This window comes from Psychrobacter sp. JCM 18902 (genome assembly GCF_904846615.1).
Lineage (GTDB): Bacteria > Pseudomonadota > Gammaproteobacteria > Pseudomonadales > Moraxellaceae > Psychrobacter.
In genome coordinates, this window is record NZ_CAJHBK010000001.1 from 1,060,238 (window position 1) to 1,085,428 (window position 25,191).

At 43.1% G+C, this 25,191-nt stretch carries 20 protein-coding genes and 2 pseudogenes; 14 read left to right on the forward strand and 8 right to left on the reverse strand.

From position 1 onward, the window contains the following. The first annotated feature begins 154 nt into the window (after positions 1 to 154). On the forward strand, positions 155 to 820 hold the full coding sequence (locus tag JMY05_RS04360; protein ID WP_201614248.1) for a DUF4377 domain-containing protein: 666 nt from the start codon (positions 155 to 157) through the stop codon (positions 818 to 820). A gap of 97 nt (positions 821 to 917) precedes the next feature. On the opposite strand, the gene cysG is transcribed toward JMY05_RS04360, so the two are convergent. Further along, a complete protein-coding gene (cysG, locus tag JMY05_RS04365; RefSeq protein ID WP_045448138.1) occupies positions 918 to 2,522 on the reverse strand; it encodes a siroheme synthase CysG in 1,605 nt (534 codons plus the stop codon). A 260-nt stretch (positions 2,523 to 2,782) separates the two neighbouring features. Beyond that, positions 2,783 to 3,733 (reverse strand): acetyltransferase, encoded by a 951-nt coding sequence (locus tag JMY05_RS04370; RefSeq protein WP_055125451.1) that lies wholly within the window; start codon positions 3,731 to 3,733, stop codon positions 2,783 to 2,785. A gap of 390 nt (positions 3,734 to 4,123) precedes the next feature. On the opposite strand from JMY05_RS04370, the pseudogene JMY05_RS04375 reads away from it, so the two are divergent. After that, a pseudogene (locus JMY05_RS04375) lies at positions 4,124 to 4,837 on the forward strand (DUF817 family protein); the annotation flags it as partial. Between the two features lie 113 nt (positions 4,838 to 4,950). Here the strand turns inward: JMY05_RS04375 and JMY05_RS04380 are convergent. The 3 genes from JMY05_RS04380 to JMY05_RS04390 all read right to left on the reverse strand — a co-directional run bounded on the left by JMY05_RS04380 (position 4,951) and on the right by JMY05_RS04390 (position 7,964). Beyond that, entirely contained in the window at positions 4,951 to 5,589 is a 639-nt protein-coding gene (locus JMY05_RS04380) for a phosphoadenosine phosphosulfate reductase family protein (RefSeq protein ID WP_045448141.1), read from the reverse strand. A 70-nt stretch (positions 5,590 to 5,659) separates the two neighbouring features. Next, the gene (locus JMY05_RS04385; protein ID WP_045448144.1) at positions 5,660 to 6,280 is read right to left on the reverse strand and encodes a DUF934 domain-containing protein; all 621 of its coding nucleotides are present in this window, start codon (positions 6,278 to 6,280) and stop codon (positions 5,660 to 5,662) included. Then, complete coding sequence (locus JMY05_RS04390) at positions 6,273 to 7,964, reverse strand: nitrite/sulfite reductase (RefSeq protein WP_201614249.1); 1,692 nt, start codon at positions 7,962 to 7,964, stop codon at positions 6,273 to 6,275. The genes JMY05_RS04385 and JMY05_RS04390 overlap by 8 nt, the downstream gene beginning before the upstream one ends. Before the next feature lie 242 nt (positions 7,965 to 8,206). Between JMY05_RS04390 and sat the strand changes: the two genes are divergently transcribed. Further along, positions 8,207 to 9,457 (forward strand): sulfate adenylyltransferase, encoded by a 1,251-nt coding sequence (sat, locus tag JMY05_RS04395; protein ID WP_045448147.1) that lies wholly within the window; start codon positions 8,207 to 8,209, stop codon positions 9,455 to 9,457. A gap of 116 nt (positions 9,458 to 9,573) precedes the next feature. On the opposite strand, the gene JMY05_RS04400 is transcribed toward sat, so the two are convergent. Then, positions 9,574 to 10,080 (reverse strand): hypothetical protein, encoded by a 507-nt coding sequence (locus JMY05_RS04400; protein ID WP_227676745.1) that lies wholly within the window; start codon positions 10,078 to 10,080, stop codon positions 9,574 to 9,576. A gap of 531 nt (positions 10,081 to 10,611) precedes the next feature. Here JMY05_RS04400 and JMY05_RS04405 point away from each other — a divergent pair. From JMY05_RS04405 to JMY05_RS04425, 5 genes and pseudogenes are all read left to right on the forward strand, one after another. Then, entirely contained in the window at positions 10,612 to 11,628 is a 1,017-nt protein-coding gene (locus tag JMY05_RS04405) for a sulfate ABC transporter substrate-binding protein (RefSeq protein WP_201615342.1), read from the forward strand. 250 nt (positions 11,629 to 11,878) lie between these two features. Next, positions 11,879 to 12,976: a sulfate ABC transporter substrate-binding protein gene (locus JMY05_RS04410; protein ID WP_201614250.1), complete on the forward strand. Its 1,098-nt coding sequence runs from the start codon at positions 11,879 to 11,881 to the stop codon at positions 12,974 to 12,976. 267 nt (positions 12,977 to 13,243) lie between these two features. Continuing rightward, entirely contained in the window at positions 13,244 to 14,128 is an 885-nt protein-coding gene (cysT, locus tag JMY05_RS04415) for a sulfate ABC transporter permease subunit CysT (protein WP_045448154.1), read from the forward strand. Next, the gene (gene cysW / locus JMY05_RS04420) at positions 14,128 to 15,066 is read left to right on the forward strand and encodes a sulfate ABC transporter permease subunit CysW (RefSeq protein ID WP_201614251.1); all 939 of its coding nucleotides are present in this window, start codon (positions 14,128 to 14,130) and stop codon (positions 15,064 to 15,066) included. Before cysT ends, cysW begins: the two co-directional genes overlap by 1 nt. Before the next feature lie 119 nt (positions 15,067 to 15,185). After that, positions 15,186 to 15,905 (forward strand): annotated as a pseudogene (locus JMY05_RS04425) (sulfate/molybdate ABC transporter ATP-binding protein); the annotation flags it as partial. A 152-nt stretch (positions 15,906 to 16,057) separates the two neighbouring features. Here JMY05_RS04425 and JMY05_RS04430 read toward each other — a convergent pair. Then, positions 16,058 to 16,387: an ArsR/SmtB family transcription factor gene (locus JMY05_RS04430; protein ID WP_045447327.1), complete on the reverse strand. Its 330-nt coding sequence runs from the start codon at positions 16,385 to 16,387 to the stop codon at positions 16,058 to 16,060. 378 nt (positions 16,388 to 16,765) lie between these two features. Between JMY05_RS04430 and JMY05_RS04435 the strand changes: the two genes are divergently transcribed. From JMY05_RS04435 to bfr (JMY05_RS04445), 3 genes are all read left to right on the forward strand, one after another. Continuing rightward, positions 16,766 to 16,957, forward strand: a complete 192-nt coding sequence (locus JMY05_RS04435; protein WP_045447323.1) for a bacterioferritin-associated ferredoxin — start codon at positions 16,766 to 16,768, stop codon at positions 16,955 to 16,957. A gap of 436 nt (positions 16,958 to 17,393) precedes the next feature. Continuing rightward, positions 17,394 to 17,882: a bacterioferritin gene (bfr, locus tag JMY05_RS04440; protein WP_045447320.1), complete on the forward strand. Its 489-nt coding sequence runs from the start codon at positions 17,394 to 17,396 to the stop codon at positions 17,880 to 17,882. 67 nt (positions 17,883 to 17,949) lie between these two features. After that, on the forward strand, positions 17,950 to 18,429 hold the full coding sequence (bfr, locus tag JMY05_RS04445) for a bacterioferritin (protein WP_045447317.1): 480 nt from the start codon (positions 17,950 to 17,952) through the stop codon (positions 18,427 to 18,429). A 191-nt stretch (positions 18,430 to 18,620) separates the two neighbouring features. On the opposite strand, the gene JMY05_RS04450 is transcribed toward bfr (JMY05_RS04445), so the two are convergent. Then, positions 18,621 to 19,997, reverse strand: a complete 1,377-nt coding sequence (locus JMY05_RS04450; RefSeq protein WP_201614253.1) for a DHA2 family efflux MFS transporter permease subunit — start codon at positions 19,995 to 19,997, stop codon at positions 18,621 to 18,623. A gap of 355 nt (positions 19,998 to 20,352) precedes the next feature. Here JMY05_RS04450 and yghU point away from each other — a divergent pair, with 355 nt between their 5' ends. From yghU to JMY05_RS04465, 3 genes are all read left to right on the forward strand, one after another. After that, entirely contained in the window at positions 20,353 to 21,207 is an 855-nt protein-coding gene (gene yghU, locus JMY05_RS04455; protein WP_045447313.1) for a glutathione-dependent disulfide-bond oxidoreductase, read from the forward strand. Positions 21,208 to 21,566: 359 nt separating this feature from the next. Further along, positions 21,567 to 22,838 (forward strand): DUF1176 domain-containing protein, encoded by a 1,272-nt coding sequence (locus JMY05_RS04460; RefSeq protein ID WP_227678102.1) that lies wholly within the window; start codon positions 21,567 to 21,569, stop codon positions 22,836 to 22,838. A 583-nt stretch (positions 22,839 to 23,421) separates the two neighbouring features. Beyond that, positions 23,422 to 25,086, forward strand: coding sequence for a DEAD/DEAH box helicase (locus JMY05_RS04465; RefSeq protein ID WP_201614254.1), 1,665 nt, complete (start codon positions 23,422 to 23,424; stop codon positions 25,084 to 25,086). Positions 25,087 to 25,191: the final 105 nt, after the last annotated feature.

Consider the following 25,191-nt stretch of genomic DNA (forward strand, 5'->3'; position numbering starts at 1 on the left):
CGTAAATGAAACGATGATCGTTTATTAAAAATAATGGCTATTTAAAAAGGCTGATTAATAAAGCGCGTTGTTAATAGTATTAAGTAACAAATAAATGGTACTAGAAAAGGTCCATATTTAGTAACATCCAAGCCATTATTAATAAGGGTATGTTATGTCGTTTATCAGATTATGTACATTGGCTGTAATTGCCACTTCCTCTTTGGCTGCTTGTAGCAGTTATGAGCAAGCAAATATGAATAATAAAACCAGTGTGAGTCAAATAAAAGATAGCACCGCGTTTTTCCATTCGATCAAACCGAGTCATTCTGACGCAATCATTGGTCAAGTGATTGACGTCATCTCTCAAGACAGAGAGCAGCAAAAAGTCACTATCGTCGCTCAGGATGGACAGACGTATACCGCAGAAATCAGTAAAGCCAACTTTGCTCAGAAAAACGCCCATCAAATGCAGAAATTAACCATAGGCGATTATGTTGAAGTGATGGGAGAGCAATCGACATCACAATCAAAGATAGATAGTAAGCGCCACATTACTGTCCATGAGATGCCTTATATTTTGCGTAAAATTATCATCGCTGACCATCAAGTAGACTGTGTCGGTGTTGCGCCGCAATCATGCTTACTGACTAAGCCTGCTGAACAAGCTAACGCCGACTGGGAGTATCGATATAGTGGTATAGAAGGTTTTGATTTTGAACCTAATTATGAATACACTTTGCTCATCAAGAATACACCGATTAGCAATCCGCCTGCTGATGCATCATCAATTCATAGCACGCTAATAAAAGTCATTGAGAAACGAAAGACCAAATCTTAATTGTTAAAAATGAATAGCTCATAAAAGATCAATAGCGTGATACTCAAAAGCCCTGCTAATCTACTGGCAGGGCTTTTTAGAAATTGAAAATCATACTTCAACCAATCACTAACTGCTCCAAACCATCATCAGCCGTTGCTAAATTGGCCACCATTGATAACGCATGGGCTTGCTGGCTGGTATGATCTGCCTTTGGTGTAGCCGCTGTGCCACCACGTAGCCAGTTACTAGCTGTGGTGTCACTATTGTTGTTGTTCTGCTGATTTTGCAAATTATACCAAGCCAAATCATGATGGAGTGCGACCACGTCTCCCATAATGAGCAAAGCTGGCGTGGGTAGCTGGTTTTTTTCTTGCAACTCAACGATGTCGGCAAGCGTTCCCGTTAATACCTGCTGATTGGGCATACTGGCATTGGAGACTATAGCAATCGGGGTATCACTACTGCGCCCTGCATCAATCAAGCCTGTCGTCAAACGCGCCAGCGAATGCAACCCCATATAAAATACGACTGTTTCATCCGTATTCAAAAAGCTCTTAAAGTTATTATTGGGCGCGCCAGCCTTTAAAAATCCAGTGACAAAACGTACCGACTGCGAATGGTCACGGTGAGTCAGCGGAATGCCAGCATAGCTTGCGGCGGCATTGGCAGCGGTAATACCAGGTACGACTTGATACGGGATACTGTGCGCACGCAAACTCTCAATTTCTTCGCCACCACGGCCAAAGATGAAGGGATCACCGCCCTTTAAACGCACCACACGGCGACCTTCTTTAGCGCTATTGACCAACAATTCATTAATGCCCAATTGCGCCACAGCATGATTGCTGCGTTTTTTGCCAACAAATACTTTATCAGCATCACGGCGGCATAAATCCAATACTTGCGGTGAGACGAGCGCATCATAGTAGACGATATCCGCTTGTTGCATCAAACGCAGCGCTTTAAAAGTGAGCAGCTCTGGGTCACCTGGGCCTGCACCAACGATATAGACTTCGCCTACATTATTTTGTAGGGTTTGAGGTTCTGTGGATATATCATTCTCTGTATGTTTTTCAGTGATAATTGATGCTGTTTTATCTAAATCGGCTTGTAATTGTGCCGACGCTTCAGCTTCATTACCAGCAAACATCAGCTGACTGACTGGACCTTCAAATGTCTTTTCCCAAAACTGCCTGCGTCCTGTCAGCGTAGGTATTTTAGTTTTCACTTCGCTACGAAAATCGCCAGCAAGCTTTGCCAATTTACCATAGCCTTGTGGAATCAAGGTTTCGAGGCGAGCGCGTAATAGACGTGCCAACACTGGCGCTTTGCCGTTTGACGATATGCCAATCACGATTGGATTGCGATCAACAATCGCAGGGAAGATAAAATCGCATAAATGCGGCGTATCGACGACGTTTACAGGGATATTTAATGCCGTCGCATCGGCATGTACTTGATGATTCAGTGTTTCATCGTCAGTGGCAGCAATGATGACGCGTGCGCCTGTCATATAAGTTTTATTATAATTTTCATAAATCAGTTGGTGCTTGCTATCACTGAGCAAGGCTTGTAGTTCAACACAGATATTTGGCGCAAGAACAGTGATGCACGCGCCAGCACGGCTGAGCAAATCTGCTTTACGTAGCGCCACATCACCGCCGCCAACAATGAGTACTTTACGGTCTTCTAATTTAAAAAATAATGGAAAGGTGTTCATAGGATTACCTGTAATTCATTCAATGTAAGGTATGTCGCTATTATGAGGTATCACAGGCATACGCTCACGTAGCGAATTGGCATTAGCATATTCGTTTTTGTCATGTTGGTGATGGTTTTTGGTGGGATGTGGAATAGGTGAGGAGAGATGAAATGCAGAACTAGAAAAGCCACAGGCTTACGTCAAAGCTTGTGGCTGTCATGTAGATTAGATTTTTGCATTAGATATTAGCAATAACGAGATTTGACAACGTACAAAATCTACTCAAATTCACTCAGCATCTTAGTCATACGGGCATCTTTTTGTTGCCAGATATCCTCTAACCAATCAAACATCATTTTTTTAGTGGTTTCATCACGGTCATAGCCGCCGTCCATGATGGCAGCAAATAATTCGTCTGGTATCTTTAAGCGAGTCACATCGACGCCCAAACGGCGAATATTACCTTTCCATAAATCATCATAGTCAGGCGCGCCGTCTGGGTAGACAATGGTCACGTCCAAGATAGAATCCAACTCATTGCCTAACGCATTAATTGCTAATGACAAACCGCCAGCCCGTGGTTTTAACAAATGCTGATAAGGGGATTTTTGTTGGTCATGTTTTTCTTTAGTAAAGCGCGTGCCTTCCAAATAGTTTAATAGGGCGAAAGGTTTGTCCTTTAATTGACGACAAGCACGCTTAGCCTCAAGCAGGTTTTGTTTTTTAAGCTCTGGATTTTTGGCCATCGCTTTGGCAGAAAAGCGCTTCATCATCGGAAAGTCTAAGAAATAAAAGGCTTGACCGATAACAGGAATATAAATCAGATTAAACTTGGTAAAAAACCGTGTCAGAGGCAGCGTATCTTGGCTGATATATTGCACAATGCTGGTATCAACCCATGATTGATGGTTGCTTACCAATAGATACTGCTTGTCTTCGCTCAGGTCGTCAGGCAGGTTAATGCGCCAGTCTTTGTGAGGTAGCGCATGATCAATGACGGCGTTATTACTATTAATCCAGTATTTGGTAATCGCAATCAGCGCATCATCCGCAGCTTTCGCTCCTGTCAATACTTTTGCCGCTCCCAAAGTCCAGATGGGCAGACCCACCATCGCACTATTGGCAGTAAGAACACTCGTACCAGTTAAAAAAGAGGCAGTCTTGCCTACCGCTGGTAGCTTATCGTGCAGTTTTTCATAGAGTGAATCGATTTTTTTTATAAAAGACATAATAAATATCCATATTGATGAGCGCGAGTGCCTATAAGGAAATAAAAAAAGATGAGTAACTTTGTCCATGATACGGCTTTATAGCGTCGGTTTAATGCCGAGCAGCCACTGAGGCAAGCCATAGAATACCGCAATGTTAGACAATAAAACGTTCAAGAAACGTTAATTATTTAAACGCTGACTTCTTTATACAGATAGAGATATTCAAAAGTAATAGAAAATTGTCTATTAAGCGAACTATTTGCTATAGTTTGGCGGCCTCTAATGAATACTTTATATAATAAGCTATTGTGAGGAATAGGAGTATGTATGTCATGGTTCACCATAGCGTATTAAGCGAGCTGTTAAAGCAATAAACGGTAGTCAATATGATTGTAGTGCTAATCTAAGGTGTTGAAAATTATTCCGCGTGGCGCCGCGCTGAGTTTAGCGTCTGCTTTGTTTGGCATACTTTTATTATTGGCTTTTGTACTGACTCATCAAATAAGTTGGTCAATTTCTGGTATCTATCGCTATGATCTGTTGTTGGCTTATGCTTTGATTATTCAAGTCTTTTTGGTTTATTTCAAATTAGAAACGCCGCGTGAGGTATGGGTCATTGCTATTTTTCATATCATGGCCATGGCAATGGAGTTGTTTTTAACCCATCCCAAAATTGGTTCTTGGTACTATCCTGAACCAGCAATTTTTAGAATTGCCACTGTGCCACTTTTTGCCGGTTTTATGTATTCGGCCGTAGGTAGTTTTTTAGCGCGTGGCTTAAGATTGTTTAATGCCTCTTTTACCGACTTGCCACGTTTACTATGGGTGAGTGTATTGGTTATTTTTTCTTATGCCAACTTCTTCACTAAGTTTTTTGTCCCTGATATTCGCAATATATTGTTCATCGCTTCAGTAGTTTTATTTTGGAAAACCAGAGTATTTTTTCAAATCCATCACAAAAATAATCTTCAATTGCGTGATACCAAGCAATATCAATGTCCATTTTTACCATTACTGTTGTTCCTCGCTTTTTTGGTTTGGTTGGCAGAAAATATTGCTACTTTTACCAATATTTGGCGTTATCCGTCACAAGCGAATGTATGGCATATGGTAGGTTGGGGGTAGCGCTTGAATGATATATTCAAATTTTGTGGGACTGAATATTGAATCTACTATGACAATAAAAAACACCTCTTATATCTAAGAAGTGTTTTTATCGTAAAACTACGAAATACCTAAAGCTGCGTATGTAAACCACACTCACGGCTTTCTTCTACTTTCGTTGGATCAAAGTAATCAAATTCATTTGGTAGATTATGCTCTTCGAGATAAACATCTAAATCAGCGTCAGTGTTTTCAAACAATGGCGCTACTTTCAATACACCATCTTTTGACAAGCTAAGCACATCAAGACCTTGGCGGAATTCGGTTTGATCTTTACGAATGGCATTAAACCAAACATCTGGCTTTAGCTCATCTAGCGCACGGCGGAATGGCTCCAGTTTTACTTGGTCAGTGAATTCATCATGCTGTGGGTTGTCGATACCTGGGATACCGTTCATGGTCGCGTCACGATACGCTGCCGTTTGCTTAGGAATATAGGTGATGACGTTTAAATTTAAATCACGGATGACTTTATTGGCAAATTGATAAGTGGCATTAGTATTGTAGCCTGAGTCTACCCACAATACCGTGATGTCAGGGCGCTGTTTGGCAACCAAATGCAGAATCGCTGACTCGTATGGGCGGAAGTTAGTCGTGATGATTGGGTTTTTCGCTTGGCTTAATGCCCACTCAACGATTTGCTCAGGCGACTTGCCTTGCAATGCTTGGTTGGCTTGGTCAAGATCTAGGTTCGGATGTAATTGGCTCATAATACCTTCCTTAATGATTGTTAATATAAAAGTGTCGATTAAAAATTAAAATTTATGGTCAGTGTTAAAACTAGGCGATTAAGGGTTCTGACGGTTTAGCAAACATCGGTAAATCCGAAGCACTTTGTCCATCATAACTACTGGCAAGGGCAGTAAATGCTTGCTCAATACCGAATTTAGAGTCTGGCTGCATGTCATGCTCGCTCAATACAAAGCTATCAACGCCCATGCGCAGTAGATACGCGATTTGATCACGGCCAAACGCGCCAGCCACCCGAATCTCACCTTGGTAGCCAATTTGGCGTAGGGTACGTGCAAAGCTAAAGTTGCGACCATCAGCGAATTTAGGTACATCAATCACGATAAGCGCCTGCGTTGATAAGAATTCACTAATACCTTCTAACGCATCAGCATCGGTGTCAGCCGTCACCCACAATCCAAGTCGACTGCTATGCTGAACGATCAGCTCATAAACCTCTTTGATCAGACCACCGACCTGCGCGCCTGATTCGTCTAATAGATCAGCGAGCGGTACAATCACATCGGGCTTTTCTTGTCTTTGTAGCAGCTCAAGCAAAGTGATGTTTGTTGATACAATACTCTCTGGTAGCGCGTCCGTAGTGAGCACATGCCATGTATCTTGGCTGCCGATATCTACGCCATGACTGTCCAAAATATGGTGATTAGCCATAGACCTTCTCCTTAAATGGATCAATACCAACGCGCTCAACCAATTGACCAAAGCTTTCGACATCATTGTCGGTGCTGGCACGCAAGTCTACATAGACATCGACGATCTGCTGTATGGTATTGGCAACCTCAAGAGCAGGGACAGATTTACCTAATATTTTGCCAAGTTTGGCATCGTCACTGGAATTGCCGCCAATGCTGATCTGATACCAATGCTCACCTTTTTTATCGACGCCCAAGATACCAATATCGCCTGTATGATGGTGCGCACACGCATTGATACAGCCAGACATGTTTAAGCGAATCTCACCCAAATCATACAGATAGTCTAGATCATCGAACTGTTTTTCGATTTGTTCAGCGATGTTGTGTGTCGTCGCATTAGCAAGCGAGCAGTAGTCCCAACCTGGGCAGACAATCATATCTGTTAGGGTATTAATATTAGCGCGTGCTAAATGCAACTCTGCTAGCTGCTGCCACAACTCATAAAGGTTATTGGTTTGCACATCAGCGAATACCAAATTCTGCTGATAAGTACCACGCAGTTCACCAAAGCTGTATTTGTCAGACAGATCAGCCAGTGCATCCATCTGCGACTCGCTGACATCACCAGAGGGCACATATTTGCCATCGACCAAGCCTGCTTTGAGCGAAATCACAACCGCACGATAACCAGCGACTTTATGCGCCACCGTGTTTTGGTTGTACCAATTGGCAAAGTCTTTATCAGCGTTTAATTGCTGCTGTAAGTCCGACTGTACCTGTAGCGCATCAAACGACACATAGTCAGGCTCACTAAAAAAGCTGCTCGCCGTCGCAAAGTTCTCATCAGTTAAGGTAAGCGAACCATCTTTGGTGTGGGCTTCCCACTCAGCATTGACCAGTTTGGCAAAGGCAGGGCCGCCCATGCTCTCGACCAAAATCTTGATACGTGATCGGTATTTACTGCCTTTATCACGGCGACCATGCAAGTTATAGACACGTAAGATGGCATCTAAATAGCTAAGCAGATGCTGACGCGGCAAGAACTTATTGATGACTTTACCAAGGACAGGAATACGCCCAAGACCGCCACCGACCAATACTTCAAAGCCAATTTCACCTTCATCGTTGGTTTTGATATGCAGACCCACATCGTGTACTTGGGTTGCCGCGCGGTCATCATTGGTCCCGATGACAGCAATCTTAAATTTACGTGGTAAAAAAGCAAACTCAGGATGGAAGGTTGACCACTGACGGATAATCTCACAATAGGGACGTGGATCAGCGATTTCTTCTTTATGAATACCAGCATAGGGATCGGTGGTTGTGTTACGAATACAGTTGCCCGAGGTTTGGATTGAGTGCATCTGTACTGATGCCAGCTCTGCCAAAATATCTGGCACGTCTTCTAGCTTTGGCCAATTCAGCTGGATATTGGTACGGGTCGTGAAGTGCCCATAACCTTTGTCATATTTACGAGTGATTTCAGCCAATTTTCGCAATTGGTAGCTGGCAAGTAGCCCGTAAGGAATAGCGATACGCAACATCGGGGCATAACGCTGAATATAAAGGCCATTTTGTAATCGCAGCGGCAAAAATTGCTCTTCTGGCAGCTCACCTGCCAAAAACCGTTCGGTCTGGTCGCGAAACTGAGCGACTCGTTCTTCTACCAAGGTTTGGTCAGCGTAATTATATTGATACATGACGTAATCTCAATTTTGTTTTTAGTCTTAAAAGCAGTGACGAAAATGATTTGCGTGTGTAATCGGTCTTATTGCCAGTCGCAAGGTAAACCATTCAGAGTCACATCATATAAGCTTGCGTCTATAAACATAAATTCCTTTAAGACATATGTATATCCAAACACAGCATAAATTTTCATAACGAAAGTTAGGTAGCCTATGCTTATCAAATTTATCACTACCCATAAAGGTTATAAATCAATATGACATCTATCACCTCTAAGCAACCATCAAAACTTGTTCCGCCGCATGGCAGCACTGAGCTTAAGCCATTACTATTACAAGGTGAGGCGCGCGCTCAAGCATTGAAACTTGCCAGCACATTGCCGACCATTACTTTAAGCTCACGTGAGCGCGGCGATTTAATCATGTTCGGTATTGGTGGCTTTACGCCATTGCATGGCTTTATGAATCAAGCAGACTGGCAGGGTGTGGTTGATGATATGCATTTGCAAAGTGGTGAAAGTGCGGGTCTGTTTTGGCCAATTCCCATCACCTTGTCTGCACCAAAAGCGACTGCAGATAGTTTGAGTCAAGGCGATAAAGTAGCATTGGTCGCAAAAGATGGCGAAATCATGGGTATCTTGACGGTAGAAGAAACCTATACCATCGATAAAGCGCATGAGTGTCAGCAAGTATTCACCACAACAGACCCAGAACATCCAGGCGTACAACAAGTTTTAGAGCAAGGCGAAGTCAATATTGCAGGTAGTGTCGAGGTATTGAGCGAAGGCGAGTTCCCAACGTTATATCCAGAAATCTACAAAACGCCAGCAGAAACGCGCGCAATCTTGGATGCTAAGGGCTGGAAAACGGTTGCCGCTTTCCAAACACGTAATCCAATGCACCGCTCACATGAGTATTTGGCAAAAATTGCAATTGAGATCTGTGACGGTGTATTGATTCATTCATTGCTAGGGGCATTGAAACCTGGTGATATCCCAGCCGACGTCCGTCAAGAAGCCATTAAAACGCTAATTGATAACTACTTTAGACAAGATACGGTTATTCAAGCGGGTTATCCGCTAGATATGCGTTATGCTGGTCCACGTGAAGCACTACTGCATGCGGTATTCCGTCAAAACTACGGCTGTAGTCATCTAATCGTTGGTCGTGACCATGCTGGTGTCGGCGATTATTATGGGGCATTTGATGCACAAACGATTTTTGAACAGGTTGGTAAAGATGATCTTATCACCCAACCACTAAAAATTGGCTGGACGTTCTGGTGTAATGCTTGTAATGCTATGGCTTCCGACAAAACTTGCCCGCATGAAGCGTCTGAACACGTTAAAGTATCAGGTACCAAGCTGCGTAAAGCGCTATCAGAAGATGAAGTGGTGCCAGAGAACTTTAGCCGTCCAGAAGTACTACAAATTTTGCGTGATTATTATGCTGGTATCGCAAGAGAGGAACGTGCTGAAGTGAAATTAGTCGGTGCCTCTGCGGTGTGAACCAAGATTATCAGCATAAAAATAAGTATCAAAAAAGGTGTCAGACTTATCGTCTGACACCTTTTTTTTGATAATGGTTTTCAACGCCTGTTACTTAAGCTAGCGTTCGTTATCTATTAAATCTCTAAATCTGTTGTCAGCTTTTGATACTCACCAACCAATGTGCCACCGCCAGAGCAGAAGTAGTTAAGCGCGTATTTATCTTGACTATCAATAGTCAGTTTATCGTCCTTAAATTGAAAGAATGCCGTACTGTCATTGACTTTGCTTTGGAAAATAATGCCGTGCGCGTCATCTTGACCCATTAATGTCGCCTTGCCATCAAACTGGCAACTGGGCTTTTTAATATCGCTACGGGCGCGAACCTTTATGTTGATTTGCTGATCACTCTCTGCCCGTACCATGACGCCAACCCAATCATAGCCTTGCGCGCGCTTTTCATAACCTTCATCAGCATAATCTCCAACGACTGCTTGCACAGCTGGCATGACATCGGCTATCGGTTGTTTTATGGCTTGGTGATTCACGCTAGGTGTCACGTTATTACAGCCACTTAAGGCAAACAGAGCCGCCGATGTGGTGAAAAATACCGAAAAAAAGCGTGAGTGACGAGGTGGAGACATGATCATTTAAGTACCTTTGATAAAGGAGTGATTAAGAGGAATGGTCGTTATCTAAACGCAACGCCTAACAGCGTGGCTGTAAGGATATTAGAGATAGTATCGTTTACATAAAGGCTCGTCTATATAGTAAGCAATACCATTACTTACTCAAAAGTGTCTGCTCATCACTATAGCGCAAAATACTTAGAAAAAATAAGCCTTGTAAAATAATTAATAAAATGACTTATGCCAAGTTAACCACTCGATAAGCGCATTTGTCACTAAGCATTTGACTCTCATGCTGTTAGCATATTTCTCATTATCCATAGAACCGCATCCAAAGAATTATGAGCATTAATAAGATTGTTAATGCTGTGGAAAACGCTTCTATCAACATTATCGAGAGCACCCATGCAACCAGATAACAAAAGTATTCAGCAAATATCTCAAAAGCATCATTTTGCTAACCTCCATACACTTATTAAGGATAAAGAGACGCCAACGCCGCTCGCCAATATCAGTGTTAAAGTTGGTAGCGTACTAGCCTTTGCCATGCTAATGACAGGCTGTAATCCTACCGAAGCCACTCAACAAGACGGCTCGAACGCAACGGGTGATGCAAAAAATATCAGTTTATTAAATGTCTCTTATGATGTATCACGCGATTTTTATAAAGATTATAACGCTTTATTTAGCGCAGATTATCAACAAAAGCATTCAGACGGTCAGGTCAATATCAACCAATCACATGGTGGCTCAAGCAAACAAGCATTGTCGGTTGCCAATGGTCTGCAAGCAGATGTAGTCACTTTAAACCAAGAAAGTGATATGAATCTGTTGGTTGAAAAAGGCTTGGTTGCTTCTGATTGGCAGCAAGCATTCCCGAACAATGCGGTGCCTTATACCAGTACCATGGTGCTATTGGTACGCGATGGCAACCCCAAAAACATCAAAGACTGGTCAGACTTGGCGCGTAATGATATCGACGTGGTGATACCAAACCCGAAAACCAGTGGCACCGCGCGTTATGCGTTTTTGGGTGCTTATGGTTACGGATTACATCAATTTAAAGAAACGGTGCAAAGTCCTGCCAAAACGGATGATTTTATCAAAAAACTACTGGCAAACGTGGTCACTTATGATAATGGCGCACGCGCCGCAACGACCAGCTTTACTCAGCGCGGGCTGGGCGATGTGCTCATCACGACCGAAAATGAAGCGCATTTAGCCGCCAAGCAATTTGCCAAAGGACAGGTCAATATCGTTTATCCCAGTTATTCTATTGTGATTGCTAACCCAGTGGCGGTCGTAACAGCCGTTACTGACAAGGGCGGCAAGACGGCAGCGGCGAATGCTTACCTAAAAGGCTTATGGGACACTCCAGCACAAGAGCTCATGGCACAGATGTATATGCGTCCCAGTAACCCACAAGTGCTGGCAGCTCACAAAGCAACCTTGCCTGATATTGAGACTTTTGAGCCAGTAGCAGTATTTGGTTCTTGGGAGCAGATTATGGACACTTTCTTTGTCGATGGTGGGCGTTTCGATCAGCTAGCAAGAGTGAAGTAGGGGGTCATTTTTCAAGAGATTGTCAATGGGCTGATACATGCTCAAAGTGCTCAATTTGTATGAGCCAGAGCGGGTAGTTAGTAGGGTGTCAGCGTTATGTATTAACGATATTATTTAAGTGATTGATAACCTTGTATTTATACCTTTGTTATTCCATTTTGGCAATAACATACGCATATTCATCATTAAACATAATAACATGGCACTGTTAGCATACTTGCATTACTTAACAGATACCTTTGAGGGATTTATGACATACGCTTTGCAATATCAACAAAAAAGTAAAAAACGTCACGTCTTGAGCATTGCAGGCGTTGCATTAACCTTGGGGCTGGCTGGCTGTAGCAATAGCGAGACAGAGACGACTACTGCTAATGCAGATGGCACAGCAGCCGCTGAGGGTCAAAATATTGAGCTGCTGAACGTCTCTTATGATGTGGCACGTGACTTTTATAAAGACTACAACCCATTATTCGTTGAGCATTATAAAGCTGAAAATCCAAACAGCAATGTTCTAATCAAGCAGTCACATGGTGGCTCAAGCAAACAAGCGCTGTCAGTTGCCAATGGTCTGCAAGCAGATGTTGCTACCATGAACCAAGGTTCTGATATTGAGCTGCTTGAGAAAAAGGGTTTGGTTGAGTCAGATTGGGAAAGCAAATTCCCAGACAATGCCGTCCCTTTTACCAGTACCATCGTATTCTTAGTCCGGAAAGACAATCCAAAAGGCATCAATGACTGGGAAGATTTGACCAAAGAAGGCGTTGAGATCGTCATGGCCAATCCAAAAGTGACGGGTAATGGTCGTTATGCGTTCTTGGGCGCTTATGGTTATGGCTTACATGCTTTTGATAAAAACGAGACCAATGCCAAAAACTACGTGAAAGACATGCTCAAAAACGTCAAAGTTTATGAGAATGGCGGGCGCGCCGCGACCACTACTTTCGTTCAACGTGGTATCGGTGATGTCCTAGTGACTTTTGAAAATGAAGCCAACTTGGCAGCGACTGATTTCGGTGCGGGTAAAGTAGACATCGTTTATCCTAAATACTCTATTAAATCAGAAAGCCCTGTTGCGATTGTCAAGTCAGTGACAGATAAAAAAGGCACAACGGATGCCGCAAAAGCTTATCTTGACTACTTATGGAGCGAACCTGCTCAGCAATTGGCCGCGAATCTATACTTGCGTCCTAGCGTAAAAAGCGTCCTTGATAAAAATGGTGATAAATTACCACCAATCGAAACATTCCGTCCAAATGATACCTTTGGTACGTGGGATGAGATTATGGGTACTTACTTCAGTGATGGCGGTGTATTCGACCAGCTCGCCATTAACGCCCCGCAGTAATCACTTGCTAAGTGCATGAGAGAAGCTACTGCGCTAGCAAATGTAGTCATGCAGAATCTTATAAAGGACATGGTCATATACGCTATGTCCTTTATACCGTAAGCACACTAATAACTACCTGATAGCATGGTTTTATGGACGACATCATCGTTAAATGCTTTCTGTTAAGTGCTCTTTTTAAGTATCAATAGTGAAAACCCACGTTAAGCAATAACAATAAATAGTAATCATCGCTAAGTACGATTGGTTAGGCAATAGGACATCATTATGAGTGCAAAAACATCTCCTGCCAGCAAAGCCCCTGCAAAAAAAGGGTGGTTAACACGTTTGCGCCAACGCAATGTGCTGCCAGGTTTCGGCCTGAGCATGGGTATCACGGTCTTTAGCTTGTCGCTATTGGTGGTATTACCGTTTGCCATGATGGCCTACACCACGACTCAGATGGGTTGGACTGGATTCTGGGAGACGATTAGTCAGCCGCAAGTCACTGCTGCTATCAAGCTAAGCTTATGGATGTCGTTTTTGGCGATGCTGACCAACATGGTGTTTGGCACATTGGTCGCTTGGGTACTCGTACGCTACGAGTTCTGGGGTAAGTCGTTGATTAATGCGCTAGTTGATTTACCATTTGCATTACCAACGGCGGTCACGGGCATTTCGCTTGCGACCCTTTATGCGCCTAATGGTTTGATTGGTCAGTGGTTTGATAAATTTGGCATTCAGGTCGCCTTTACACCTATAGGTATTTGGCTCGCATTGGTTGTGGTCAGTTTTCCCTTTATTGTCCGTGCGGTACAGCCTGTACTCGCTGAGCTATCGGTTGAATTTGAAGAGGCAGCCGCGGTATTGGGCGCCAATCGTTTCACGACGTTTCGCAAAGTAATTTTGCCAGAGCTTTTGCCCGCTTTACTCATGGGTGCAGGCATGATGTTTGCCCGTGCCACTGGCGAGTACGGTTCGGTTATCTTTATCGCTGGCAATATTCCCATGCAATCAGAGATTTTACCGCTCATTATTATTAGTAAACTAGAGCAGTTTGATGTTCAAGGAGCTTCTGCGGTTGCATTATTTATGCTACTGATCTCATTTGTGATCTTATTGACCATTAACATTATGCAGTGGAAACTGTCGCGCCGTGTAGGAGCTCGCTAATGCAAATATCTAATAGCTACGACTACCAGAGCAACGCAGCGACTAAAGATACGCCATGGATACGCCTTACCTTTATCGTCATCGCAGTGCTATTTATGGTCATCATGTTGGTCATTCCTTTACTGGCTGTGTTCTATGAAGCTTTTAAAGGTGGCTGGCAGTTGTATATTGCCTCGCTGGTTGATCCAGAAGCCCTGCAAGCCATTAAGCTGACATTAATTACCGCGGCTATCGTCTTGCCGATTAATATGGTAATGGGTATCGCAATCGCATGGTTAGTGACGCGCTATCAGTTTAAAGGTAAGCAGCTGGTCACCACTTTGCTTGATCTGCCATTTTCAGTATCACCCGTCGTTGCAGGTTTGATGTTTGTTTTGCTATTCGGACTCAATTCCACCATTGGCGGCTGGCTTGAAAGCATGGGATTCCAAGTTATTTATGCGGTTCCAGGTATCGTATTGGCAACGCTGTTTGTTACTTTTCCTTTTGTAGCACGTGAGCTGATACCGCTGATGCAGACGCAAGGCGACTCTGAAGAGCAAGCGGCATTGACCTTGGGCGCAACTGGTTGGCAGACGTTTTGGCATGTGACATTACCCAATATCAAATGGGCACTACTCTATGGTTTGATTTTGACCAATGCGCGGGCAATGGGTGAGTTTGGGGCGGTGAGTGTGGTATCTGGTCATATTCGCGGCGAGACCAATACCATGCCACTACTGGTTGAGATTGCTTACAATGATTATAACTTTACCGCCGCTTTTGCCTTATCAAGCCTACTTGCAGCGCTGGCGCTCGTGACGTTGCTTATTCAACAAGTCATGACTAAGCTACAAGAGCGCAAATTTGCCAAGTCCGAACGGCTGGCAAGTGTGCCTGAGTTACTGGTAAATACCAACGCTACTAAGGCTACCAATACTATAATTTCAGATAAGTGATAAGCAAAACTATCTACACTTGGTCTGCACAAGGACTGGCATTAGATTTAATTTAATAATGTAAATGCGGTAACCAAAAAATCTGCCACGATACCAAAGATATAATAAGAGGACCCATTATGAGCATCGAGATTCGCAACGTTAATAAAAAATTCGGTCAGTTTACCGCCTTAGATAATATCAATATCACCGTGCCGACTGGCAAGCTGACCACTTTGCTGGGACCATCAGGCTGTGGCAAAACGACGTTGCTACGCATTATCGCCGGCTTAGAGTATGCTGACTCAGGGCAGATATTGTTTGATGAGATGGATGTGACCAATACGCCAGTACAAAAGCGCCATATTGGCTTTATGTTTCAGCATTACGCATTGTTTCGTCATAAAAATATCGCCGATAATGTCGCCTTTGGACTGACCTTGTTACCAAAGAATGAGCGACCGAGTAAGGCAGATATCAATAAGCGCGTTGCCGAGCTATTAGACTTGGTGCAGTTACCACAAGTTGCCAATGCTTATCCGCATCAATTATCAGGCGGTCAGCGTCAACGGATTGCGCTGGCACGCGCCTTAGCAGTGAAGCCAAAATTATTGTTGCTCGATGAGCCTTTTGGTGCACTCGATGCCAAGGTACGTAAAGAGCTGCGCACGTGGTTAAAGAACATCCACCATGAGCTTGGTATTACCAGTATCATGGTCACTCACGATCAAGAAGAAGCCCGCGCCATCTCAGATGAGATCGTGGTCATGAATCAAGGGCGGGTAGAGCAGGTAGGCACATCGGAGGAGCTGATACACCAGCCAGCCAATGCGTTTATCAGTGATTTTTTAGATTTGGCATAGTGAAATTTGGTGCAGTTTTTCTATTATCACCCATAAAAAAAGACCTATTTATTGTAGGTCTTTTTTTATGGGTTAAAGCAGGTCTCAATTTCATTTGGTATCTAGCATTATTGAGATCAAATGTTGATAGCAATAATGCTAGATAGTCATCATATCTCAGCAGGCTTGGACATATCGAGGTCTTTGCTAGATATTTGCTTATAAGTAATATCCAAAATCTCTTGGCACCATTCTGGCAAGTCGTCAGCGACTTCATACCACATCCACGTACCGTCGCGAACACAGCTTAAAATACCGAGTTTCTTTAAATGGTTCAAATGACGCGATATCGTTGGCTGTGGTTGATCTAGTATTTCTACCAACTCACCAACACAGCGCGATTCTTTGTTAAATAGAATTTGAAATATTTTTAAGCGCGTCGGGTCAGATAAGACTTTAAATAACTCGATAGGTCGTATCGTAAAATTATTATCAGACATAGAACAATTCCAATTGGGCTTTGTTAATAGGGGTTCAATATAACAGCAGTTATCTACAAAATCGATTAAAAAATGGGCTAAATTACAGTTCGTCGTTAATTTACTACCTTTCATCATATTCGGTTACACGCACGCTTATATTCACTTACATCAATTAACTGTGTGCAATATAACTCTACTTTGATGACTGTACTTTTATACCAATAATATATCAAATGCTATTGCAAATGATAATAGTTATCGTTATTATACATCAAGCCATAAAAATGACCGTGAATATCAAGACAAACACTCTACTCACCATTTTTATCATCAATGCACTAAATTTATGAGCAATAAAAGCAGTTACCGAATAGCGGTATTCAGAGGAGCCAGACCATGTACGTATGCATCTGTAATGACGTGAAAGAAAAGCAAATCAAAGCAGCCATTGCTTCAGGTATCGATACCCTTGACGGTCTAAAAGATACCCTCGATGTTGCGACTTGCTGTGGCTGCTGCGAACCGATGGTTAACGATTACTTAGATGAGCATCATGCTAGACTCGATGTCTTGGCTTACGCTGTTTAAACGTTATCAAACCAGAGATTTACTACCCAGCTGTTCATCACCTCATTACACCAATATCACTAGTACGCCTCGATACCACATACATTCAATATTCCGCACTTATCCTTTGGTCATTATACATAAAGGGTAAGTTGCGAGCGTCCATATAACTTTACCTATACACCTACTTCAATGATATTGAGCATCATTAGCAGCCATTGTTGCGATAAACCAGTGGTTACTAAAGCTAGCTAATTATGATTCTCAATTAGCATCTTATTCTTAGTTCATAACATTACAAGCTGTATAGAGCCTATATGCTACTATATCTGTCTCACGTTGTAAGACGTTTTGTTGATTTTGATCTTTACTGATCAGTTTACCAATAGTACTATCCTTATATGGGTAATTATGAATGTACGGTGATCTGTAAAATATAAATAGGGGAGTATAGGTTATGATAGGTAGCCCAAAAGTCATTGATTATTTGAATTTTTTGTTAGGCGGTGAGCTTGCTGCCCGTGACCAGTATTTTATTCACTCAGAAATGTATGCTGAGTGGCATTATGGCAAATTGTACGACCGTATCCATCATGAGATGGCAGATGAGACGCTACATGCCCAATCTATTATTCGCCGTATCCTAATGCTGAGCGGCACGCCGAAAATGACGGTCAATGCCATCAATATCGGCGCGACAGTTCCTGAAATGCTGCAACTTGACCTTGAGCTAGAGTATCAAGTACAACAGCACTTAAAAGACGGTATTGCTCTCTGTGAAGCAGAGCGCGATTATGTCACGCGTGAGATGTTGGTAGAACAGCTAAAAGACACTGAAGAAGATCATGCGCATTGGCTTGAGCAACAGTTGCGCTTAATTGAGATGATCAGTCTGCCCAATTATCTACAAAGCCAAATGGCTGAAGTCACTCCCAATCTTGTTTAATGTCACGAAGATATGAACAATAACCATAGTATTTAGCATAAATAACGGCATGAAAGGGAGAGAGATAATGAAAGGGGATAAAGAGGTTATTCGCGCTTTAAATAAAGTGCTCGGACAGTCATTGATTGCCATCAACCAGTACTTTTTACATGCGCGCATTGCGCGCCATTGGGGATTAGAAGCCCTTAATGAAAGTTTCTACAAACAATCCATCGCTGAGATGAAATGGTCTGATGAGCTGATTGCCCGGATTTTATTGCTAGGCGGTTTACCAAATTTGCAAGATTACGGCAAGATGTTCATCGGTGAAGATGTGCCAGAGATTATCGAATGCAATTTGCGCCTAGAAAAACAAAAATTCGAGATCATTACCGATGCCATTACTCTATGTGAAACAAAGTCTGACTATGTGTCACGCCAGCTATTGGTGACGCTAAAAGATGGTAATGAAGAGTATCAAGACTGGTTAGAGACTCAAGAAGACTTGATCGAAAGCATTGGGGTTGAGCGCTATATCCAATCACAAATGGATGATGACGCGCCTTAATGGTTCATTGTTGATGCAATGAACCGTACTATGCTCTAAAAATGCCAGCGTGTCGTGTGGTTTATAATCACTCACAGGCTGGCATTTTTATGTCTCATATTTGACAACACGTGCTATCTGCACTGCTGACAAAACCAACGCTTAATCAATATTTTTTCAAATTCTTTATTCAAAATTCAAATATCAGCGGCTCAGTATAAGCCGCGCCCATCTTCAGGCTTAAGTCGTAAGAAGTACAGCCCCGAGAGAATGGTCAAGACCCCAAGTATCCAATAGGTGGTTTGAAACGCTGTCAGCGTATCCATTTGTAGGCGTTCACGTAACAGCGTCAGTACCGCTGCCCCAAAAGCAATACCGAAACTAATCGCTAACTGCTGATTGACCGCCATCAAGCTATTGCCACTACTGGTTTGAGCACCTTGCAAATCACCGATAGTAATCGTATTCATCGCGCTGAATTGCATAGAATTACAAGCGCCCATTATGGTCAAAATAGGGATAAACCATAACCACTGTGAGGCATCGGTAAACTGTGCCAACACAATGATGAGCGTGCCCATCAAAAACGTGTTGAAGACCAGCACTTTGCGATAAGTATGACGCTGAATAATTTTACTGACCCAGGGTTTAATCCCGATAGCACCGACCGCGATGGGCGCGAGGAGCCAACCTGCCTGCGACGGTGAATACTCAAACACCACTTGCAGCAACAGCGGCAGCAAAAACGGTACGGCGCTGATGCCTAATCTGGTAAATAAGTTACCAGTGATGCCAATACGAAAGGTGCGAATGTCAAACAAACTCAAGGGGAACAACGGTGCTTGACGACGCTTGGCGTGCCAGATATAAGCGCCTATCAATAAACTGGCCACCAAACTCAGCAGCAACCCATAAAATCCTCGACCAGTCTGTGAGCCGAACTCTACAGCAAGCGTAAACCCACAAGCCGCTGCCGCAAACAATAAAAATCCTGTCCAATCAAGCCGCTTGGTATCCTCAAATAAGGCAGGGACCAGTTTTTTGCCCATGATAAAGCCAAAAATACCCATCGGTATATTGATCAAAAATATCCAATGCCAACTGGTATATTGTACGATATAGCCACCTAAGACCGGTCCTACTAGCGGTGCTACCAAAGCAGGAATTACCGCAAAGTTCATAACGGTCAGCAGCTTATTGCGTGGGTAGGATTTGACCAAAATTAAGCGAGCCACAGGCGTCATCATTGCCCCGCCAATACCTTGTATAACCCGTGAACCAATCAAAAAATCCAACGTTGGTGACGCAGCACATAGCAGTGAGCCAATACAAAAGATAATAATCGCTGCCAAAAACACTCGGCGCGTGCCGTATTTATCCGCCAAAAAACCACTGATGGGAATAAATATGGCCAAAGTTAGCGCATAGCTAATCACCGCCCACTGCATTTTTAATGGAGACTCACCCAGCGCCTGTGCCATCTGCGGTAATGAGGTATTTAATATAGTGGCATCCAAAATTTGCATAAATAGCGCCACCGCTAGCACATAGGGCAAGTATTTATCTTGTGTCGGGGTTAGCGTTACCATGTAAATCTCATTAGATATCCCATCATAAAATGAACAAAATAGTCTATTGACGACTAATTCGCTATACCAACCGAGTAGTATAAGAAAGACTCAATCATAATAAAAGGGAATCAAAGTAACGGCTGGCGGTTGAGGTTATAGAATTCTGTGTTTAGAGGTAATAATATTAATACTGCTTACAAGAGAGGACTTTAATATCAGGGTTGGTTATCGTTATAGTAAACCCTCGCTAACGACTTAAGCCAATAAATAAGCAGTATAGTCAATCTCATATGATTGAGATGAGATTGACTATACTGCCGAAGATATAACTAGAAGCATCAACAACATGATAAAGATAAATTAAGGATATATTATGAGTCAGGAAAATAACAAAGCTTGCAATCATACTGATGGGCAAAACGATAAATATGTTCCGCCAAAGGTTTGGACGCAGGACAAAGAAAACGGTGGTAAGTTTGCCAGTATCAATCGTCCAACAGCGGGTGCGCGCTATGAGAAAGCGCTGCCAGTAGGCGATGCGCCATTACAGCTGTATTCATTGAATACGCCAAATGGCGTCAAGGTTAATATCCTGTTAGAAGAGCTTGCCGAGATTGGTGTTAAAGGTGCTGAATATGATGCCTATAAAATTGATATCTCTCAAGGAGAGCAGTTTGGTTCTGGCTTTGTAGCAATAAACCCTAACTCAAAAATTCCAGCCTTGGTTGATCATTCTGCCGATATAGCTGGCGAGCCGATAGCACTTTTTGAGTCTGGTGCTATCTTGATGTATCTGGCAGAAAAATTTGACCAATTTATGCCTTTATCACTTGGCAAAGCACGGGCAGAGTGTTTGTCTTGGGTCATGTGGCAGATGGGCAGTGCGCCGTTCTTAGGTGGCGGCTTCGGACATTTTTATGCTTATGCGCCTGAACCGCTAGAGTACCCGATCAACCGCTATACCATGGAAACCAAACGCCAGCTCGATGTGTTGGATACCCATCTAAAAGACAGCACATATATGTGTGGCAACAACGAAGCCGATTATAATATTGCAGATATGATTATTTGGGCATGGTATGGACAATTGGTGCTTGGAAAGCTTTATGACGCCGCCGAGTTTCTACAAGTTGATGACTACAAGCATGTGAAGCGCTGGGCACAGGCAATTGCTGAACGTCCAGCCGTTAAGCGTGCCGTAGACCTGTCATTAAAGCCTATTGACTAAACCTATCGATAACAGACGCATTAATAAAATCAAGGCTGATAGGCTATTTGCTTATCAGCCTTGATTTTATCCGACATCTTGCTATTCTATATTCATATATGGTTATATTAAAATAGAGATATACTTACCTGTTTACACAATGATACATTAGTACAACAGATAGAAACCTTAGTACGTTAAGATAGCTTGAGTACCTCAAGCAGATAATACCTTAATAAGTTGATATTTATAGTGCTTATTTGATTGGTTTAATATTATTGGGATACCAGCAAGGCGAATAAAGCCACTTATTATATACTGAATAAATCAGACAACATATCTGATTGAAATAAGATTGACTATATTGATGGATAACGATTATGAAGGATGATAACCGTAAACGGATCAACTTCTCACGACAGGCGATGGCTAGCGAATTAAAAGTTATCAATACCAAACTCAGCGCCATTTATAATGATCAACAGATAGATGCTGATCGATACTCAATATTGCAATACAAAGCCAACTTAACCACCCATCCTAAAAAAATAAAAAAGATACTCTTATTGATGATAAAAAATAAAATGCGATTACCTATGTTTGCTGCTATCAGCGCAGCTTTATTTAGTACAGCGACGATGGCCAGCAATGGCGTTGAATTTACCAATCAAGACTGGCAGGTAGTCTGCGACAATACCCGTACGTGCCGGCTGGCAGGCTATCAAGCAGAAAACAATAGCGAATTTCCTATATCGGTATTGCTCATACGCCGTGCAGGCGCAAATGCTGGTGTGGATGGCAAGGTAAAGCTGGGCGGTGCTAAAGAAAGCTCATCTAAAGCCTTGATGCAACTTGGCAATCGTCATCGTATATCATTGTTCATCAATGGTAGAGACTATGGCGAAACCAAGCCGTTTTCAACTGCAGCAGGTAATGCTGATCTGACCCCAACACAAGTCACAGCGCTACTAGAGGCACTGACTAAGTCAAGCAAAATTGAGCTAGTGCTACGTAACTCACGCTGGCAACTGTCTGATAAAGGGGCTAGCGCCGTCATGCTCAAAGCAGATGAAGCCCAAGGTCGAGTAGGGACGTCATCTGCCTTTATCAATACTGATGGTGCCGCCAAATCAAATAGCACTGTATTGTCACCCAAGTCCGCACCAAAACTTCGCTTTGTGGCGCCCAATCCGAAAGCCGTCGCTAGTAACAATAGAAAGTTTGTGATGAAATCGTCGCAGCTAGCGGCGCTGATGAAGAGTACAATGAAAGATGCGGATAGCGACTGTCCCAATCTATCAGACAAATCACCATGGCGTGTGAGCCGACTGAATAGCTCACAGCTCTTGGCACAACACGATTGCTGGACAGGTGCTTATAATACTGGTGCAGGTATCTGGGTCATCAATGACAGTAAACCTTATAAACCGACATTGGTAACCACCAACGCCACTGGCTATGATAAGGGTAAAATCACTTCCGTACAAAAAGGTCGCGGCATCGGTGATTGTTTAACCAAGACTGATTGGGTATGGACAGGTAAGGCATTTGAAAAAAGTCATGAAAGTACCACAGGGCTTTGCCGTATGATTGAAGCGGGCGGTGCGTGGCAGCTGCCGACGTATGTCACCGAAGTTAAAATGGTGCGATAGCCGCCAATAATACTGCTGATTGTCTTATTACTCAGCATATTGAACGCGTACATCTATAAGCCAATTTGTTTTATTTACCGAGAAATTTAATAAATAGCTACATATAATATTTTATTGTGCTATACTGCGTCGCCACGTTAGCTTAGGCTTTCGTGAATTATGAGATTGATAACATCGCCTGCGATTTTGGGTCTAGGATGACCATAAGTAATTGTTGCCGATGATTTTGTGTACTTAAATAACCTGTAATGAAAATAGCAGTTATTTTTGACTCATATCTTATCTACCGAACCATAAATGTGGTTTAAATTGGTTGTTATTCGCGATTATTTGCTTTGGACAAAGCATTAATAATACGCTGATATCAAACAAGGATGAGACACTCGGCACTACCACCAAAATACGTCAGACAGCACGAACGCATTTATTGTAGAGGCTCTAAGCTTTATTGGCTTGGCTTCTGATTATCGACACTTACATGTGGTCCGGTAATTCTTTAATAAAGGCAGCGTGGTGAACGGTTATCAGTGGTATGCATCAAGCTTGCTGAATTTACAGCAACTTATACTTACCAAGGATTCTCATGACTGATATTTTATCTGCAATCGCCGCTGAAAACGGCATCATCGAAAACACTGACACTCCAAATACTGATACTAATAATCAAGCGGCTACTACTGACGCGACTGATGAAGATCAAATTACCTTTGCTGAACTAGACATTGCCAAGCCGATTTTGACCGCGCTTGATCGCAGTGGTTATACCAATCCAACACCTATTCAAGCACAAGCCATTCCTTTTGCACTAGCGGGCCGCGACTTACTATTGTCTGCGCAAACCGGTAGTGGTAAAACAGCGGCATTCGTTATCCCTGTACTTGACCGTTTAAGCCGTGCCACTAGCTTTGACAAACTAACTAAAGCCCTTATCTTAACGCCAACGCGTGAACTTGCTCAGCAAGTACATGATAGTGTACGTACTTATTCTAAAGACATGCGTGGCCTATTCTGCGTACCTTTAGTTGGCGGCGCACCATACAACGGTCAGATCACTGCGTTGAAAAAAGGCGTTCAAGTTATCGTTGCGACCCCAGGTCGTCTACTTGACCATATCAATGCTGGTCGTGTTGATTTATCAAGCCTAGAAATTTTGGTACTTGATGAAGCTGACCGTATGCTAGACATGGGCTTTGCTGATGACATCAGTGATATCCTTCGTGCCGCACCAATTGATCGTCAAACGATTATGTGTTCTGCAACTTGGGATGGCCCAGTAGGTAAAATCGCTGCCAGCTTCACTAAGAACCCTGAGCGTGTATCAATCAAAGTAGAATCTGCACACATCGAAGAAAAAGTGTACTACTGTGATGATTTTGATCATAAAAACCGTTTACTTGACAAAATCGTTTGTCAGCAAGATATGGAACAGATCATTATCTTTGCTGCTACCAAACGTAGCACTGAAAAACTGGCCAAACAGCTACAAGAAGCGGGTCATAAAGCCAGCTTCCTACATGGTGATTTGCCACAAAGCAAGCGTAACCGTATCGTTCAAGACTTGCGTAATGGTAAAGTTAAAATCTTAGTAGCGACTGACGTTGCTGCTCGTGGTCTAGATATTCCAGCAATATCGCACGTTATTAACTATGACTTGCCACGCCAAACTGAAGATTACGTCCATCGTATCGGTCGTTGTGGTCGTGCTGGTCGTACTGGTATCGCTATCAGCTTATGTAGCATGGATGATCGTCCACAGCTAAACGCTATCAACCGTTATTTAGATCGCAAAATGGAAGTATGTATCATCGAAGGCATGGAGCCTAAGAAGACTTATGTACCTAGCGAAAATAAAGGTAATGGTCGTGGTCGCGGTCGTGGTCGTTCAAACGGCGGTGGTAATGGTCAAGGCCGTGGTCGCGCGGGTGGTGGTTATCAAGGTAATCCTGCTAATGCTCGTGGTCGCTCAAGCGACAGCTCATCAACTGGTCAACGCGCTAGCAATGACAGCGGTTATCAAGGTAAGCCACGTGACACGTCAGGCAAGCCAAATGAGCGTTCAGGTGGCAAGCCGTATCAAGGCAAGCGCACTGGTGCTCCTAGCCGCGGCGATAGCACTGGCGTTCCACGTGGTGAGCGTGCTGCAACAGGTCGTGGTCGTCCAAGTGGCAGCCAAGGTCGCCCAGCAGGTCGTTCTGACAGCCGTGGTCAAGGTCGTCCAAACGGCGGCAACCGTGGTAACAACTCGTAATACTGTTATATTTGGTGATTAAAGTTATTAATTGCTTGATCGCCTAAAGATAGCACTAAAAAAGCCAGATACTTGTTATCTGGCTTTTTTGTGTTTATTCGATCG